The following is a 15965-nucleotide window of genomic DNA, read 5'->3' on the forward strand; positions in this document are numbered from 1 at the left end:
AGATGTCCTTAAGTCGCGTCTCGGTCACCGCGGTGCGCAATTTGCACCCGGTGACCTTCTCCCCCTCCCCACGCATCAATATCCTTTACGGCGCCAACGGCAGCGGCAAAACCAGTGTTCTGGAAGCCATCCATCTGCTGGGGCTTGCCCGTTCGTTTCGTAGCACCCGACTGTTGCCGGTCATTCAATACGAGCAACTGGCGTGCACCGTCTTTGGCCAGGTTGAACTGGCGGAGGGTGGGCACAGCGCACTGGGCATTTCGCGGGATCGCCAAGGCGAATTCCAGATCCGTATCGATGGGCAGAACGCCCGCAGCGCCGCGCAACTGGCGGAAATCCTGCCACTGCAACTGATCAATCCTGACAGCTTTCGATTGCTGGAAGGCGCGCCGAAGATTCGCCGACAGTTTCTCGATTGGGGCGTGTTCCACGTGGAACCGCGCTTCATGTCAACCTGGCAGCGCCTGCAGAAGGCCCTGCGCCAGAGAAACTCTTGGCTGCGGCATGGTACACTTGACGCCGTTTCGCAAGCGGTTTGGGACAGGGAACTGTGCCAGGCCAGCGCTGAAATTGATGAATACCGCCGCGCTTATATCAAAGCCTTGAAACCAGTCTTTGAACAAACCTTGAGCGAACTGGTTGAGCTTGAAGGCTTGACGCTCAGCTATTACCGCGGCTGGGACAAGGACCGTGAACTGAGTGCTGTGCTCGCCGGGTCTCTGCAGCGGGACCAGCAAATGGGGCATACCCAGGCCGGACCACAACGTGCTGATTTGCGTCTCAGACTGGGCGCACATAACGCCGCGGACATCTTGTCCCGTGGCCAGCAGAAGTTGGTGGTTTGCGCATTGCGGATTGCCCAAGGGCACCTGGTCAGTCAGGCTCGACGCGGTCAGTGTATTTATCTGGTGGATGACTTGCCGTCCGAGCTGGACGAGCACCACCGTCGCGCGCTTTGCCGCTTGTTGGAAGACTTACGCTGCCAGGTATTTATCACCTGTGTAGATCACGAATTATTGAGGGAAGGCTGGCAGACGGAAACGCCAGTCGCTCTGTTCCACGTGGAACAGGGCCGTATCACCCAGACCCACGACCATCGGGAGTGAAGGCATTGAGCGAAGAAAATACGTACGACTCAACGAGCATTAAAGTGCTGAAAGGCCTGGATGCCGTACGCAAACGTCCCGGTATGTACATTGGTGATACCGACGATGGCAGCGGTCTGCACCACATGGTGTTCGAGGTGGTCGATAACTCGATCGACGAAGCGCTCGCCGGCTACTGCGACGACATCAGCATCATCATCCACCCGGATGAGTCCATCACCGTTCGCGACAACGGCCGTGGCATCCCGGTAGACGTACACAAAGAAGAAGGCGTTTCGGCAGCCGAGGTCATCATGACCGTGCTGCACGCCGGCGGTAAATTCGACGACAACTCCTATAAGGTTTCCGGCGGTCTGCACGGTGTGGGTGTGTCGGTCGTTAACGCCCTGTCGGAAGAGCTGGTCCTGACCGTTCGCCGTAGTGGCAAGATCTGGGAACAGACTTACGTCCACGGTGTTCCGCAAGAACCGATGAAAATCGTTGGCGACTCAGAAACCACCGGTACGCAGATCCACTTCAAGGCTTCCAGCGAAACCTTCAAGAACATCCACTTCAGCTGGGACATCCTGGCCAAGCGGATTCGTGAACTGTCCTTCCTCAACTCCGGTGTCGGTATCGTCCTCAAGGATGAGCGCAGCGGCAAGGAAGAGCTGTTCAAGTATGAAGGCGGCCTGCGTGCGTTCGTTGAATACCTGAACACCAACAAGACCCCGGTCAACCAGGTGTTCCACTTCAACATCCAGCGTGAAGACGGCATCGGCGTGGAAATCGCCCTGCAGTGGAACGACAGCTTCAACGAGAACCTGTTGTGCTTCACCAACAACATTCCACAGCGCGACGGCGGTACTCACCTGGTGGGTTTCCGTTCCGCACTGACGCGTAACCTGAACACCTACATCGAAGCAGAGGGCCTGGCCAAGAAGCACAAGGTCGCCACTACCGGTGACGATGCCCGTGAAGGCCTGACCGCGATCATTTCGGTGAAGGTACCGGATCCGAAGTTCAGCTCCCAGACCAAAGACAAGCTGGTGTCTTCCGAAGTGAAGACCGCGGTCGAACAGGAAATGGGCAAGTACTTCTCCGACTTCCTGCTGGAAAACCCGAACGAAGCCAAGCTGGTCGTCGGCAAGATGATCGACGCGGCACGTGCCCGTGAAGCGGCGCGCAAGGCCCGTGAGATGACCCGCCGCAAAGGCGCACTGGACATCGCCGGCCTGCCGGGCAAACTGGCGGACTGCCAGGAAAAGGACCCTGCCCTGTCCGAACTGTACCTCGTGGAAGGTGACTCCGCGGGCGGCTCTGCCAAGCAGGGACGTAACCGCAGGACCCAGGCGATTCTGCCCCTCAAGGGTAAAATCCTGAACGTCGAGAAGGCACGCTTCGACAAGATGATCTCTTCCCAGGAAGTAGGCACCTTGATCACCGCGCTGGGCTGTGGCATCGGTCGCGAAGAGTACAACATCGACAAGCTGCGCTATCACAACATCATCATCATGACCGATGCTGACGTCGACGGTTCGCACATCCGTACCTTGCTGCTGACCTTCTTCTTCCGTCAACTGCCGGAGCTGATCGAGCGTGGCTACATCTACATCGCCCAGCCGCCGCTGTACAAAGTGAAGAAAGGCAAGCAAGAGCAATACATCAAAGACGACGACGCCATGGAAGAGTACATGACGCAGTCGGCCCTGGAAGATGCGAGCCTGCACCTGAACGAGGAAGCACCGGGTATCTCCGGCGAAGCCCTTGAGCGTCTGGTGAACGACTTCCGTCTGGTCATGAAGACCCTCAAGCGTCTGTCGCGCCTGTACCCACAGGAACTGACCGAGCACTTCATCTACCTGCCGGCGGTCAGCATGGATCAACTGTCCGATCACGCAGCGATGCAGGATTGGCTGGCCCAGTACGAAGTGCGTCTGCGCACCGTCGAGAAGTCGGGCCTGGTCTACAAGGCCAGCCTGCGTGAAGATCGTGAACGTAACGTCTGGCTGCCAGAGGTCGAACTGATCTCCCACGGCCTGTCGAACTACGTCACCTTCAACCGCGACTTCTTCGGCAGCAACGACTACAAGACCGTGGTTTCCCTGGGCGCTCAACTGAGCACCTTGCTGGACGACGGCGCGTACATCCAGCGTGGCGAGCGCAAGAAGCAGGTCACCGAGTTCAAGGAAGCCCTTGAGTGGTTGATGGCCGAAAGCACCAAGCGTCACACCATCCAGCGATACAAAGGTCTGGGCGAGATGAACCCGGATCAGCTGTGGGAAACTACCATGGACCCGGGCTCGCGCCGCATGCTCAAAGTGACCATCGAAGACGCCATTGGCGCTGACCAGATCTTCAACACCCTGATGGGTGATGCGGTCGAACCTCGCCGTGACTTCATCGAGAGCAACGCCCTGGCGGTGTCCAACCTGGATTTCTGATTCCGGTCGCCCCGCCATACAAAAGGCCAACGCTCATGCGTTGGCCTTTTTATTTGTTGAGGTCAAAAGATCGCAGCCTTCGGCAGCTCCTACAGGCAGAAATTGATATCCCTGCAGGAGCTGCCGAAGGCTGCGATCTTTTGATTTTTTCCCCACCTGTTTCACTCTCGACTAGCTTTGTACACAGCCTGAAGCATCTACATTACAGGCATAAAAAAACCGGCTATATCAGCCGGTTTTTTTACGTCCGAAAAAAACTTATGCACGTTTTTATGGGATTTATCATTCTAAGAAATATGTAAAAGAATCATAAAGTTACGTACAAATAACGACGGTTTTCGATGAAACGGTACACAGGTTATCCACAGAATCTCAGACAGCCACCTGGTCGTTTGAAACCGGAGCTTGCGGAGCCGGTGGCAGTGAGCCCATTTCCCGTTGCATCTGCTCGTTCCAGGCCTGGACCCGGTCGTTCAATTCAGCAATGGCTCTTGGTCCGGTGCCTTCGGCATACATCGGTGTGCCAATGATCACGGTGATGACACCCTGCTTCTTCGCCCAACCGGTTTTCGGCCAGAACTTGCCGGCGTTGTGCGCAATCGGCAACACGGGCAATTCGGCGTTGACCGCCAATGCACTGCCACCACGCGAGAACTTTCCGATGGTGCCGTAAGGAACGCGCGTGCCTTCAGGGAAGATCAGCACCCAGACATTGTCCTTGAGCAACTCATCGCCTTTCTGCGCCACATGCTTGAGTGCGGCTTTCGGGTTGTCGCGATCGATGGCGATCGGTCGCAGCATGGCCATGGCCCAACCGAAGAACGGCACATAGAGCAATTCGCGTTTGAGCACTTGGCTCAGCGGTGAGAAGTAGGCAGAGAGAAAGAACGTCTCCCAGGTGCTCTGGTGGTTCGACTGAATGACGCAAGGCCGTTCAGGGACGTTCTCGGCACCCTTCACTTCGTAGCTGATACCCAGAAACACTTTGCTCAGCCACAAGGCGCAGCGGCACCAGTACACGTTGATGAAGCGATAGCGCGCCTTGAACGGCAGAAACGGCGCGATAAAAAAACTCAGGCTGCACCACAGCAAGGAACTGGTGCCCAGCAGCAGGTAAAAGAGGAAGGTTCTGATGGCCTGCAGTATCAACATGGTGACGGTTACCGTGCGGGCTTTGCCCGTCTATATAAAGCACACTCCCGATCACTCCCTGGTCAGGAGTCTCGAAAACGCTCTAATTGTGGATAAGTTCTGCGGCAATCGCCGCCAGATCGTCAAAAATCAAGGTGCCTGCCGGTAAGGTCTTGCCCAAGGTTTTTTCGCCTTTTCCGGTCTTTACCAAAACTGGCTGTGAATCGACGGCTTTAGCGGCTTCCAGGTCACCAAGGCTATCGCCGACGAACCATAGATCAGTCAGCGACACGTTGTAATGTGCGGCGATGCTTTTCAACATCCCGGGTTTCGGCTTGCGGCAATCGCAGCCTTCGTCCGGCCCGTGGGGGCAGTAGACGATCAGGCCGACTTCACCACCCTGCTCCGCTACCAGCGTGCGCAAGCGCTCGTGCATGGCATCCAGGGTAGCGAGGTCGTAGTAGCCGCGAGCGATGCCCGACTGGTTGGTAGCGACGGCTACCGTCCAGCCGGCCTTGCTCAACTGCGCGATGGCTTCGATCGAACCAGGGAGTGGAATCCACTCATCCACCGACTTGATGTAAGCGTCGGAGTCGTAATTGATCACCCCGTCCCGATCGAGAATCAGCAGTTTCAAACAGTCTTACCCCAGCAACGAAATATCGGCAACGCCGAGGAACAGGCCACGCAGACGCGCCAGCAACGCATAACGGTTGGCGCGGACTTTCGCGTCTTCCGCGTTGACCATCACGGCTTCGAAGAACGCATCCACCGGCTCGCGCAATGCAGCCAGGCGTGCCAGGGATTCGCTGTACTGACGTGCAGCAGCCATTGGCTGTACAGCCTGGTCTGCCTGCTGGATCGCCGAGTACAGGGAGAACTCGTTGGCATTGTCGAAGTACTTGGCTTCCACGACTGTAGGCACCGAACCTTCGACCTTGCTCAGCAGGTTCGACACACGCTTGTTCACCGCGGCCAGGGCAGCGGCTTCCGGCAATTTGCGGAAGGCCTCTACCGCTTGCACGCGCTGGTCGAAGTCCAGGGCCGAACCCGGCTTCAGGGCACGCACCGACAGATAGGTGGCGACATCGACGCCTTCGTCTTCGTAACGGGCACGCAGACGGTCGAAGATGAATTCCAGCACCGAGTCATTGAGGCCGGCAGCCTTGACCTTGGTACCGAACGCATCCACGGCGAAGGCCACGGCCTCGGTCAGGTCCAGGTCCAGTTGTTTCTCGATCAGGATGCGCAACACGCCCAGTGCCGCACGGCGCAGGGCATACGGGTCCTTGCTACCGGTCGGCAGCATGCCGATGCCGAAAATACCGACCAGCGTATCGAGCTTGTCGGCGATGGCCACGGCCGCACCGGTCAGGGTGGACGGCAGTTCAGCGCCGGCACCGCGCGGCATGTACTGCTCGTTCAGGGCCAGTGCTACATCTTCCGGCTCGCCATCGTTGAGGGCGTAGTAGTAACCGGCGACACCTTGCATCTCCGGGAACTCACCGACCATTTCGGTCGACAGGTCGCACTTCGACAGCAGGCCCGCACGAGCGGCCCACGCGGCGTTGCCGCCGATGCGTTGAGCGATGAACGCAGCCAGTCTGGATACGCGCTCGGCCTTGTCGTAGACGCTGCCGAGTTTTTCCTGGAACACCACGTTCTGCAGGCGCTGGTTGAAGTCTTCGAGCTTCTGCTTCTTGTCTTGCTTGAAGAAGAACTCGGCGTCGGTCAGGCGTGGGCGAACTACTTTCTCGTTACCGGCGATGATCTGCTGCGGGTCTTTGCTTTCGATGTTGGCCACGGTGATGAAACGTGGCAGCAACTTGCCGTCGGCATCCAGCAGGCAGAAGTACTTCTGGTTGTCCTGCATGGTGGTGATCAGGGCTTCTTGCGGCACGTCGAGGAAGCGTTCCTCGAACGAGCACACCAGCGGCACCGGCCATTCGACCAGCGCAGTCACTTCATCGAGCAGGGCCGGCGGAACGATTGCCGTGCCTTCCTGACGGGTGGCCAGCTCCTCGGTGCGCTTGCTGATGATCTCGCGACGCTCGTTGGCATCGGCCAGCACGTAGGCAGCACGCAGGTCGGCCAGGTAGCTGGACGGCGAACCGATACGCACGCTTTGCGGATGATGGAAGCGGTGACCACGGGAATCGCGACCGGCTTTCTGGGCGAGGATGGTGCAGTCGATGACCTGGTCACCGAGCAGCATCACCAGCCATTGGGTCGGACGCACGAACTCTTCCTTGCGCGCACCCCAACGCATGCGTTTTGGGATCGGCAGGTCGTTCAGCGAATCTTCGACGATGGTCGGCAGCAGGCTCGCGGTCGGCTTGCCGGCGATGCTCTGGCTGTAGCGCAGTTTCGGGCCGCTCTGATCGATTTCGCTCAGCTCGACGCCGCACTTCTTGGCAAAACCCAGGGCCGCTTGGGTCGGGTTGCCTTCGGCATCGAATGCAGCCTGACGTGGCGGGCCATCGAGGTTGATGCTGCGATCCGGCTGCTGGGTGGCCAGCGAGGTGATCAGCACAGCCAGGCGGCGTGGCGCGGCATAAACGGTTTTGGTCTCGTAGTTCAGGCCGGCAGCTTGCAAGCCTTTGTCGATACCGGCAAGAAACGCCTCGGCCAAGGTGTTCAGGGCCTTGGGTGGCAGTTCTTCAGTGCCCAGTTCAACCAGAAAATCCAGAGCACTCATTGTGCAGCCTCCAGCTTGGCCAGTACTTCGTCACGCAGGTCCGGGGTCGCCATCGGGAAGCCCAGCTTGGCGCGAGCCAGCAGGTAGGCTTGCGCAACGGAACGCGCCAGGGTGCGTACACGCAGGATGTATTGCTGACGTGCGGTCACCGAGATTGCCCGGCGCGCATCCAGCAGGTTGAAGGTGTGGGAAGCCTTCAACACCATTTCGTAGCTCGGCAACGGCAGCGGCTGGTCGAGCTCGATCAGGCGCTTGGCTTCGCTTTCGTAGAAATCGAACAGTTCGAACAGCTTGTCGACATTGGCGTGTTCGAAGTTGTAGGTCGATTGTTCCACTTCGTTCTGGTGGAACACGTCGCCGTAGGTCACTTTGCCGAACGGACCGTCAGCCCAGACCAGGTCGTAGACCGAGTCCACGCCTTGCAGGTACATGGCCAGACGCTCAAGGCCGTAGGTGATCTCGCCGGTCACCGGGTAGCACTCGATGCCGCCCGCTTGCTGGAAGTAAGTGAACTGGGTCACTTCCATGCCGTTGAGCCAGACTTCCCAACCCAGACCCCAGGCGCCGAGGGTCGGCGATTCCCAGTTGTCTTCGACGAAGCGGATGTCGTGGACCAGCGGGTCCAGGCCGACGTGCTTGAGGGAGCCCAGGTACAGTTCCTGGAAGTTGTCCGGGTTCGGCTTCAGGACCACCTGAAACTGGTAGTAGTGCTGCAGACGGTTCGGGTTTTCGCCGTAGCGGCCGTCAGTCGGACGGCGGCTTGGCTGCACATAGGCGGCGTTCCAGGTTTCCGGGCCAATGGCGCGCAGGAATGTAGCGGTGTGGAAAGTGCCGGCGCCTACTTCCATATCGTAGGGCTGAAGTACCACACAACCTTGCTCGGCCCAGTATTGCTGGAGGGCGAGGATCAAGTCTTGGAAGGTACGCACGGCTGGCGTAGGCTGGCTCACGAAATTCACCTGTTTCTTGGGCTGCGATTTAAAGAGCGGGAGTATACCCGATTCATTGCTGCGCACGCCCCCTGGAGCCTTATGCCGCGCTGCTTTTGGTGTTCCGAAGATCCGCTGTACATGGCTTATCACGATCAGGAGTGGGGCACGCCGCTACGCGATGCGCAGGGATTGTTCGAGTTGCTTTTGCTCGAAGGGTTCCAGGCCGGGCTTTCCTGGATCACCGTGCTGCGCAAACGCGAGCATTATCGTCAGGTGATGTTTGGTTTTGATGTCCAGCGCGTGGCACAGATGAGCGATGCCGAAATCGACGAACTGATGCTCGATCCGGGCATCATCCGCAACCGCCTCAAGCTCAACGCGGCCCGGCGCAATGCCCAGGCCTGGCTGGCGCTGGAGGACCCGGTGGCGTTTCTCTGGTCGTTCGTCGGTGGCACGCCTGTGATCAATCATTTCAAGGACCGCAGCGAAGTCCCGGCCGTGACGCCGACCGCCGTGGAAATGAGCAAAGGCCTGAAAAAAGCCGGTTTCACCTTCGTCGGGCCGACCATTTGCTACGCGCTGATGCAGGCCTCGGGCATGGTCATGGATCACACTCGGGACTGCGACCGCTACGCGCAGTTGGCGAACGGCGGTTAGAATGGCCGCCTCGCGCACAGCACAAGATCAGGAGTGACCTGTGGATAAGTTGAAAGGCGCCTTGCTGGTAGGCGCTCTGCGGCTGTTTGCCCTGCTTCCGTGGCGGGCCGTGCAGGCCGTGGGCTCGGCGATTGGCTGGGTCATGTGGAAAACCCCGAACCGTTCCCGCGACGTGGTACGGATCAACCTGTCCAAGTGCTTTCCGGACATGGACCCCGCCGCGCGCGAACGTTTAGTCGGACAGAGCCTTAAGGACATCGGCAAGTCCCTGACCGAAAGCGCCTGCGCCTGGATCTGGCCGGCCCAGCGCTCCATCGACCTGGTGCGCGAGGTCGAGGGCCTCGACATTTTGAAGGACGCCCTCGCCTCCGGCAAAGGCGTGGTTGGCATCACCAGCCACCTGGGCAATTGGGAAGTGCTCAATCACTTCTATTGCAGCCAGTGCAAACCGATCATTTTCTACCGCCCGCCAAAATTGAAGGCGGTGGACGAGTTGCTGCAAAAGCAGCGGGTGCAACTGGGTAACAAGGTCGCTGCTTCCACCAAGGAAGGCATCCTCAGCGTCATCAAGGAAGTGCGCAAAGGTGGTGCAGTGGGCATTCCCGCCGACCCGGAACCGGCCGAATCCGCCGGGATCTTCGTCCCGTTCTTCGCCACCCAGGCACTGACCAGCAAATTCGTGCCGAACATGCTCGCCGGTGGCAAAGCGGTCGGCGTGTTCCTGCATGCGCTGCGCCTGCCCGACGGTTCAGGCTACAAAGTGATCCTCGAAGCCGCGCCAGAGGCCATGTACAGCACCGATACGGCGGAGTCCTGTGCGGCCATGAGTAAAGTGGTCGAGCGTTATGTCGGCGCTTACCCGAGCCAGTACATGTGGAGCATGAAGCGCTTCAAGAAGCGGCCACCGGGTGAAGAGCGCTGGTATTGATTCAATTGGCATGATCTGTGGATAACCCGGGATTCGGGGTTATCCACAACCGTTCATCAAAGGGCGCAGAAGATGTCCGAACATCGCAAGTCATTCCGCATCAAGATCAGTCACGAAAACATCGGCGAATGCCTGGGCCAGACGCGCAACCTGTCGACCACCGGGGTTTACGTCAAGCATCCGAAACTGTCGGCGTTGCCTCAGGGCGCGGTGGTCTACGGGCAGGTGCAAGACTTACCCACAGGCGCACCGCGAGTACGCATGGAAGTGGTGTTGGTGGATGCCGAAGGGATTGGCTTGCGCTATCTCTGAACGGAGCGATCCAGCTTTTTCAGAAACACCGTCATTTCCTTTTCTGCCTGCTTGTCGCCATGGTTGCGAGCAGCTTCCAGGCCTTGTTCCCAGGCCTGCCGCGCGGCCGCAGAGTCCGCCAGCGCCAGATGGGCCTTGCCCAGCAGTTTCCACGCCGCCGAATACTTCGGATCGAATTCGACGCAGCGTTGAAAATGCTCCGCCGCCTTGGCGTTTTCCCCCAGATCCAGATAACCCTTGCCCAGGCCGAAGCGCAGCAAAGCGTTATCCACACCCTTGGCGAGCATTTTTTCCAGGGATTCGATCATCGGTGGATTCCTTCCCTGAAGCATTTCAGGCGTTGATTTGTTGTAGGAGCGAGCTTGCTCGCGATGGTCGTCAACGATAATGCAGGAAACCAGACACCCCGCGTCGCTCTCGGGTTCTTCGCGAGCAAGCTCGCTCCTACAAAGGCAGGCCAGCGCTAAATCCGGATCAGAAAAAGCTCAACCCCACATGGAACAACTTCTCCACATCGCGAATATGTTTTTTATCCACAAGGAAAAGAATCACATGGTCGCCCGCTTCGATCACGGTGTCGTCGTGGGCGATGATCACTTCTTCGTCGCGGATAATCGCACCGATGGTGGTGCCCGGCGGCAGGCCGATGTTCTCGATGGCCTTGCCGATCACCTTGCTTGATTTCGCATCGCCATGGGCAATCGCCTCGATGGCTTCCGCCGCGCCACGGCGCAGCGAGTGCACGCTGACGATGTCGCCACGGCGTACGTGGGCCAGCAAGGTGCCGATGGTGGCCAGTTGCGGGCTTATGGCGATGTCGATGTCGCCGCCCTGGATCAGATCGACATAGGCCGGGTTGTTGATGATGGTCATCACCTTCTTCGCGCCCAGGCGTTTGGCCAGCAGCGAAGACATGATGTTGGCTTCGTCGTCGTTGGTCAGGGCGAGGAACAGGTCGGCGTCGGCAATGTTCTCTTCCATCAGCAGGTCGCGGTCCGAGGCGCTGCCCTGCAAAACCACGGTGCTGTCGAGGTGGTCCGAGAGGTGACGGCAGCGTGCCGGGTTCATCTCGATGATCTTTACCTGATAACGGCTTTCGATGGCCTCGGCCAGACGCTCGCCGATCTGCCCGCCACCGGCGATGACAATGCGCTTGTAGGTTTCGTCGAGACGGCGCATTTCGCTCATGACCGCGCGAATGTTCGCTTTGGCGGCGATGAAAAACACCTCGTCGTCGGCCTCGATCACGGTATCGCCCTGGGGCAGGATCGGCCGGTCGCGGCGGAAAATGGCGGCCACGCGGGTTTCGACGTTGGGCATGTGTTCACGCAACTGTCGCAGTTGCTGGCCCACCAGCGGCCCGCCGTAATAGGCGCGAACCGCGACTAGTTGCGCCTTGCCTTCAGCGAAGTCGATCACTTGCAAGGCGCCCGGATGCTGGATCAGACGCTTGATGTAGTTGGTGACCACTTGTTCCGGGCTGATCAGCACGTCCACCGGAATCGCTTCATTCTGGAACAACTGCTCTTCGCGGGTCAGGTACGCGGCCTCACGAACCCGGGCGATCTTGGTCGGGGTGTGGAACAGGGTATGGGCGACCTGGCAGGCGACCATGTTGGTTTCGTCGCTGTTGGTCACGGCGACCAGCATGTCGGCGTCGTCGGCGCCGGCCTGGCGCAGCACGGTCGGAAACGAACCGCGGCCCTGCACCGTGCGGATGTCCAGGCGGTCGCCGAGGTCGCGCAGGCGTTCGCCATCGGTATCGACCACGGTTATGTCGTTGGCTTCACTGGCCAGGTGTTCTGCCAGCGAACCGCCGACCTGTCCTGCACCGAGGATGATGATTTTCATCCAGTCACTCCATTGAATCCGTTTAACCGCGCGCGGCGGCGATCTTGATCAGCTTGGCGTAGTAGAACCCGTCGTGGCCGCCTTCCTGGGCAAGCAACTGGCGGCCATGGGGCTGCTTGATGCCGGCCGCCGTGGCGAGGTCCAGTTCACGGGCGCCCGGCGTGCGGGCGAGGAACGCTTCGATGACTTCGGTGTTCTCGGTCGGCAGCGTCGAGCAGGTGGCATATAGCAGAATGCCGCCGACTTCCAGGGTGTTCCACATGGCGTCGAGCAGCTCGCCTTGCAGCAGAGCCAGCGCGGCAATATCGTCGGGCTGGCGGGTCAGCTTGATGTCCGGATGACGACGGATCACGCCCGTCGCCGAGCATGGCGCGTCCAGCAGGATGCGCTGGAACGGCTTGCCGTCCCACCACGCCTGAGTGTCGCGGCCGTCGGCGGCAATCAGTTCGGCGCTCAGTTTCAGGCGTTCGAGGTTTTCCCGCACTCGCACCAGACGCTTGGCTTCCAGGTCTACCGCCACCACCCCGGCCAGTTTTGGCTCGGCTTCGAGAATATGGCACGTCTTGCCGCCGGGTGCGCAGCAGGCATCCAGTACCCGTTGGCCCGGTGCCAGATCGAGCAGATCAGCGGCCAGTTGCGCCGCTTCGTCCTGCACGCTGATCCAGCCCTCGCCGAAACCCGGCAGGCTGCGCACGTCGGCGGCGGCTTCGAGCACGATACCGTCACGGCTGTAGACACAGGGTGTGGCGGCGATACCGGCATCGGTCAGCAAACCGAGGTAGGCATCCCGGCTGTGATGGCGACGGTTGACCCGCAGGATCATTGGCGGATGCGCGTTGTTGGCGGCGCAGATGGCTTCCCATTGCTCTGGCCAGAACGCCTTCAGGGATTTCTGCAGCCAACGCGGGTGGGCGGTGCGTACCACCGGATCGCGTTCCAGTTCGGCGAAAATCGTTTCGCTTTCACGCTGAGCGTTACGCAGAACCGCGTTGAGCAAGGCCTTGGCCCATGGCTTTTTCAATTTGTCGGCGCAACCGACCGTCTCGCCAATCGCGGCATGGGCCGGCACGCGGGTGTAGAGCAACTGATAGAGGCCGACCAACAACAGCGCCTCGACATCGGCATCGGCAGCCTTGAACGGCTTTTGCAGCAACTTGGCCGCCAGCGCCGACAAACGTGGCTGCCAGCGCGCGGTGCCGAACGCCAGGTCCTGGGTGAAGCCGCGATCACGGTCCTCGACCTTGTCCAACTGCGTTGGCAGTGAACTGTTGAGCGAGGCTTTTCCGTTCAGGACAGCGGCGAGTGCCTTGGCGGCGGCCAGACGCGGATTCATTGAGTGTCCGCCGCTTGACCGAGGACAGTGCCAGTGGCGAATTTCTCACGGCGGCTGTTGAACAGGTCGCTGAAGTTCAGCGCCTTGCCGCCGGGCAATTGCAGACGGGTCAGGCACAAGGCCTGCTCGCCGCACGCGACGATCAGGCCGTCCTTGCTGGCGCTGAGGATTTCACCGGGTGCACCTTTACCTTCGGCCAGGTTCGCGGCCAGCACTTTCAGGGCTTCGCCATTCAAGGTGCTGTGAGTGATCGGCCATGGGTTGAAGGCACGGACCAGACGCTCCAGTTCAACCGCCGGGCGACTCCAGTCGATGCGAGCTTCGTCCTTGTTCAATTTGTGCGCGTAGGTGGCCAGGCTGTCGTCCTGCACTTCGCCTTCCAGCGTACCCGCGGCGAGGCCGGCAATCGCCTGAACCACGGCCGGTGGACCCATTTCGGCCAGACGGTCGTGAAGGCTGCCGCCAGTGTCTTCGGCGCTGATCGGCGTAGTGACTTTAAGCAGCATCGGCCCGGTGTCGAGGCCGGCTTCCATGCGCATCACGGTCACGCCGCTTTCGGCATCACCTGCTTGCACGGCACGCTGGATCGGCGCCGCACCGCGCCAGCGCGGCAACAGCGAGGCGTGACTGTTGATGCAACCCAGGCGAGGAATATCCAGCACCACTTGCGGCAGGATCAGGCCGTAGGCGACCACCACCATCAAGTCCGGTTTCAGCGCGGCCAGTTCGGCTTGCGCGTCTTCGTTGCGCAGGGTTGGCGGCTGCAGTACCGGGATGTTGTTCTCCAGAGCAAGCTGCTTGACCGGGCTCGGCATCAGTTTTTGCCCGCGACCGGCCGGACGATCCGGTTGGGTGTAGACCGCGACGATCTCGTAAGGGCTGCTCAGCAGGGCCTTGAGGTGTTCGGCGGCGAATTCCGGGGTGCCGGCAAAGACAATGCGCAGTGGCTCAGTCATGGGTGACGTCTCTTGAAAAGAAAAAGGCTTGCCGCAGCAAGCCTTTGAAGATGGGCATCAGGCGTTCTGGCGATGAAGCTTTTCCAGTTTCTTCTTGATGCGGTCGCGTTTGAGCGTGGACAGGTAATCGACGAACAATTTGCCATTGAGGTGGTCGCATTCGTGCTGGATGCACACCGCGAGCAAATCTTCGGCGATCAGTTCGTATGGCTTGCCATCGCGGTCCAGCGCCTTGACCTTGACCCGTTGCGGGCGATCGACGTTTTCGTAGAAGCCCGGCACCGACAGGCAGCCTTCCTGGTACTGGCCCATGTCGTCGGTCAGCGGTTCGAGCTCGGGGTTGATGAACACTCGAGGCTCGGTGCGGTCTTCGGAGAGGTCCATCACGACGATACGTTTGTGCACGTTGACCTGGGTAGCGGCGAGGCCGATGCCAGGCGCTTCATACATTGTTTCAAACATGTCGTCGACCAACTGACGCACTTCGTCGTCCACTACGGCCACTGGCTTGGCGATAGTGCGCAGACGCGGATCAGGGAATTCGAGGATGTTTAAAATGGCCATAAGCTTGATCAGTGCACGTGTGAAGTAAGGTCGGGTCGATGGCCTGGCGGGTCCGAAGAAATGCAGGCTACCGTTGTAAAACGTAGCTCCCTTCTGTTGACAAGCAAGTTTTGACAAGCATGCCGGGAGCGAGCCACTGACGGCTCTGGCGTTTCACGCGAATGCACATAATAAAGGGATTCACCGCATGAGGAAATCACTACTCGCCCTGCTGCTCCTGGCTTCGGCAGGTTGGGCGTACGGGCAGGTGCAACTTCGGGAAGATATTCCCACCATAAAGCTGTCGCCTCAGGTTCGCAGCAGCCCGGTGACCGAGGTTATCCCCGGCATTGCGCTGAAATCGATCAACAGCTTTCTGCTGAGCAACCGCATCGTCGACAAGGCCGAGGATTTCACCAAGGCGCCTTACATCGTCGCTGGTGATTCCGAGCGGGTGCTCAGCGGCGCGGGTGACCGCATCTTTGCCCGCGGCCATTTCGATCCGGCAAAACCGGCGTACGGTATCTTCCGCCAAGGCAAGGTCTACACCGATCCGCAGAGCAAGGAAATCCTGGGGATCAATGCCGACGACATCGGCGGCGGCGATGTCGTGGCCATCGAAGGTGACGTCGCCACCCTGGAGTTGCAGCGCACGACCCAGGAGGTCCGCCTCGGCGATCGCTTGTTCAGTGGTGAAGAGCACGCGATCAACTCGAACTTCATGCCCAGGGCACCGAGCCATGAAATCAACGGTTTGATCATCGATGTTCCGCGCGGGGTCACGCAGATCGGCGAGTTGGACGTGGTTACGCTGAACAAGGGGCAGCGTGACGGTCTGGTCGAAGGCAATCTGCTGGCAGTGATGAAAACCGGCGAAACAGTGCGGGACCGGATCACTGGTCAGCCGTTGAAAATTCCTGATGAGCGCGCCGGTCTGCTGATGGTTTTCCGTACCTACGACAAACTCAGTTATGGGCTGGTGCTTAGCGCTTCGCGCTCGCTGTCGGTGATGGACAAGGTGCGAAATCCATAGAAGTGCTTCACAAGTTACCAACAGAGTTATCCACAGCTTATTCCCGTTTGTACGGGTGCTCA

15 protein-coding genes are annotated in these 15965 nt (G+C 59.6%); 6 read left to right on the forward strand and 9 right to left on the reverse strand.

What is annotated here, in order from left to right:
* Positions 1-2: 2 nt before the first annotated feature.
* Complete coding sequence (recF, locus tag KSS91_RS00710) at positions 3-1106, forward strand: DNA replication/repair protein RecF (protein WP_007969883.1); 1104 nt, start codon at positions 3-5, stop codon at positions 1104-1106.
* 5 nt (positions 1107-1111) lie between these two features.
* The gene (gene gyrB, locus KSS91_RS00715; protein ID WP_007969881.1) at positions 1112-3529 is read left to right on the forward strand and encodes a DNA topoisomerase (ATP-hydrolyzing) subunit B; all 2418 of its coding nucleotides are present in this window, start codon (positions 1112-1114) and stop codon (positions 3527-3529) included.
* Between the two features lie 372 nt (positions 3530-3901).
* Here gyrB and KSS91_RS00720 read toward each other — a convergent pair whose 3' ends face one another.
* From KSS91_RS00720 to glyQ, 4 genes are all read right to left on the reverse strand, one after another.
* Complete coding sequence (locus tag KSS91_RS00720; protein WP_217836760.1) at positions 3902-4681, reverse strand: lysophospholipid acyltransferase family protein; 780 nt, start codon at positions 4679-4681, stop codon at positions 3902-3904.
* Positions 4682-4763: 82 nt separating this feature from the next.
* On the reverse strand, positions 4764-5297 hold the full coding sequence (gmhB, locus tag KSS91_RS00725) for a D-glycero-beta-D-manno-heptose 1,7-bisphosphate 7-phosphatase (RefSeq protein ID WP_217836761.1): 534 nt from the start codon (positions 5295-5297) through the stop codon (positions 4764-4766).
* 6 nt (positions 5298-5303) lie between these two features.
* Positions 5304-7358 (reverse strand): glycine--tRNA ligase subunit beta, encoded by a 2055-nt coding sequence (gene glyS, locus KSS91_RS00730; RefSeq protein ID WP_217836762.1) that lies wholly within the window; start codon positions 7356-7358, stop codon positions 5304-5306.
* Entirely contained in the window at positions 7355-8308 is a 954-nt protein-coding gene (gene glyQ, locus KSS91_RS00735; RefSeq protein ID WP_003187265.1) for a glycine--tRNA ligase subunit alpha, read from the reverse strand. Before glyQ ends, glyS begins: the two co-directional genes overlap by 4 nt.
* A gap of 81 nt (positions 8309-8389) precedes the next feature.
* Here glyQ and KSS91_RS00740 point away from each other — a divergent pair, with 81 nt between their 5' ends.
* The 3 genes from KSS91_RS00740 (at position 8390) to KSS91_RS00750 (ending at position 10187) form a co-directional block, all read left to right on the forward strand.
* Positions 8390-8947 (forward strand): DNA-3-methyladenine glycosylase I, encoded by a 558-nt coding sequence (locus KSS91_RS00740; protein ID WP_007985082.1) that lies wholly within the window; start codon positions 8390-8392, stop codon positions 8945-8947.
* 40 nt (positions 8948-8987) lie between these two features.
* Positions 8988-9875 (forward strand): lysophospholipid acyltransferase, encoded by an 888-nt coding sequence (locus KSS91_RS00745; RefSeq protein ID WP_007969875.1) that lies wholly within the window; start codon positions 8988-8990, stop codon positions 9873-9875.
* Between the two features lie 72 nt (positions 9876-9947).
* Positions 9948-10187: a PilZ domain-containing protein gene (locus KSS91_RS00750; protein WP_217836763.1), complete on the forward strand. Its 240-nt coding sequence runs from the start codon at positions 9948-9950 to the stop codon at positions 10185-10187.
* Here the strand turns inward: KSS91_RS00750 and KSS91_RS00755 are convergent.
* The 5 genes from KSS91_RS00755 to def all read right to left on the reverse strand — a co-directional run bounded on the left by KSS91_RS00755 (position 10178) and on the right by def (position 14891).
* Entirely contained in the window at positions 10178-10495 is a 318-nt protein-coding gene (locus KSS91_RS00755; RefSeq protein WP_217836764.1) for a tetratricopeptide repeat protein, read from the reverse strand. The genes KSS91_RS00750 and KSS91_RS00755 overlap by 10 nt on opposite strands.
* A 166-nt stretch (positions 10496-10661) precedes the next feature.
* Positions 10662-12038: a Trk system potassium transporter TrkA gene (trkA, locus tag KSS91_RS00760; protein ID WP_046042728.1), complete on the reverse strand. Its 1377-nt coding sequence runs from the start codon at positions 12036-12038 to the stop codon at positions 10662-10664.
* A 22-nt stretch (positions 12039-12060) separates the two neighbouring features.
* Positions 12061-13371 (reverse strand): 16S rRNA (cytosine(967)-C(5))-methyltransferase RsmB, encoded by a 1311-nt coding sequence (gene rsmB / locus KSS91_RS00765; protein WP_217836765.1) that lies wholly within the window; start codon positions 13369-13371, stop codon positions 12061-12063.
* Positions 13368-14327, reverse strand: coding sequence for a methionyl-tRNA formyltransferase (gene fmt, locus KSS91_RS00770; protein ID WP_217836766.1), 960 nt, complete (start codon positions 14325-14327; stop codon positions 13368-13370). The genes rsmB and fmt overlap by 4 nt, the downstream gene beginning before the upstream one ends.
* A gap of 57 nt (positions 14328-14384) precedes the next feature.
* Positions 14385-14891 (reverse strand): peptide deformylase, encoded by a 507-nt coding sequence (gene def / locus KSS91_RS00775; RefSeq protein WP_007969867.1) that lies wholly within the window; start codon positions 14889-14891, stop codon positions 14385-14387.
* 187 nt (positions 14892-15078) lie between these two features.
* Here def and KSS91_RS00780 point away from each other — a divergent pair, with 187 nt between their 5' ends.
* Positions 15079-15903, forward strand: coding sequence for a peptidoglycan-binding protein (locus KSS91_RS00780; RefSeq protein ID WP_217836767.1), 825 nt, complete (start codon positions 15079-15081; stop codon positions 15901-15903).
* The last annotated feature ends 62 nt before the right edge of the window (positions 15904-15965 follow it).

Origin of the sequence: Pseudomonas azerbaijanorientalis (genome assembly GCF_019139795.1) — a bacterium.
GTDB classification, from domain to species: domain Bacteria; phylum Pseudomonadota; class Gammaproteobacteria; order Pseudomonadales; family Pseudomonadaceae; genus Aquipseudomonas; species Aquipseudomonas laurylsulfatiphila.

Coding starts and splice junctions, on each gene's coding strand:
- recF (WP_007969883.1), top strand. CDS start 3: ATGTCCTTAAGTCGCGTCTCGGTCACCGCGGTGCGCAATTTGCACCCG.
- KSS91_RS00720 (WP_217836760.1), bottom strand. CDS start 4,681: ATGTTGATACTGCAGGCCATCAGAACCTTCCTCTTTTACCTGCTGCTG.
- glyS (WP_217836762.1), bottom strand. CDS start 7,358: ATGAGTGCTCTGGATTTTCTGGTTGAACTGGGCACTGAAGAACTGCCA.
- KSS91_RS00740 (WP_007985082.1), top strand. CDS start 8,390: ATGCCGCGCTGCTTTTGGTGTTCCGAAGATCCGCTGTACATGGCTTAT.
- KSS91_RS00750 (WP_217836763.1), top strand. CDS start 9,948: ATGTCCGAACATCGCAAGTCATTCCGCATCAAGATCAGTCACGAAAAC.
- KSS91_RS00755 (WP_217836764.1), bottom strand. CDS start 10,495: ATGATCGAATCCCTGGAAAAAATGCTCGCCAAGGGTGTGGATAACGCT.
- trkA (WP_046042728.1), bottom strand. CDS start 12,038: ATGAAAATCATCATCCTCGGTGCAGGACAGGTCGGCGGTTCGCTGGCA.
- rsmB (WP_217836765.1), bottom strand. CDS start 13,371: ATGAATCCGCGTCTGGCCGCCGCCAAGGCACTCGCCGCTGTCCTGAAC.
- fmt (WP_217836766.1), bottom strand. CDS start 14,327: ATGACTGAGCCACTGCGCATTGTCTTTGCCGGCACCCCGGAATTCGCC.
- def (WP_007969867.1), bottom strand. CDS start 14,891: ATGGCCATTTTAAACATCCTCGAATTCCCTGATCCGCGTCTGCGCACT.
- KSS91_RS00780 (WP_217836767.1), top strand. CDS start 15,079: ATGAGGAAATCACTACTCGCCCTGCTGCTCCTGGCTTCGGCAGGTTGG.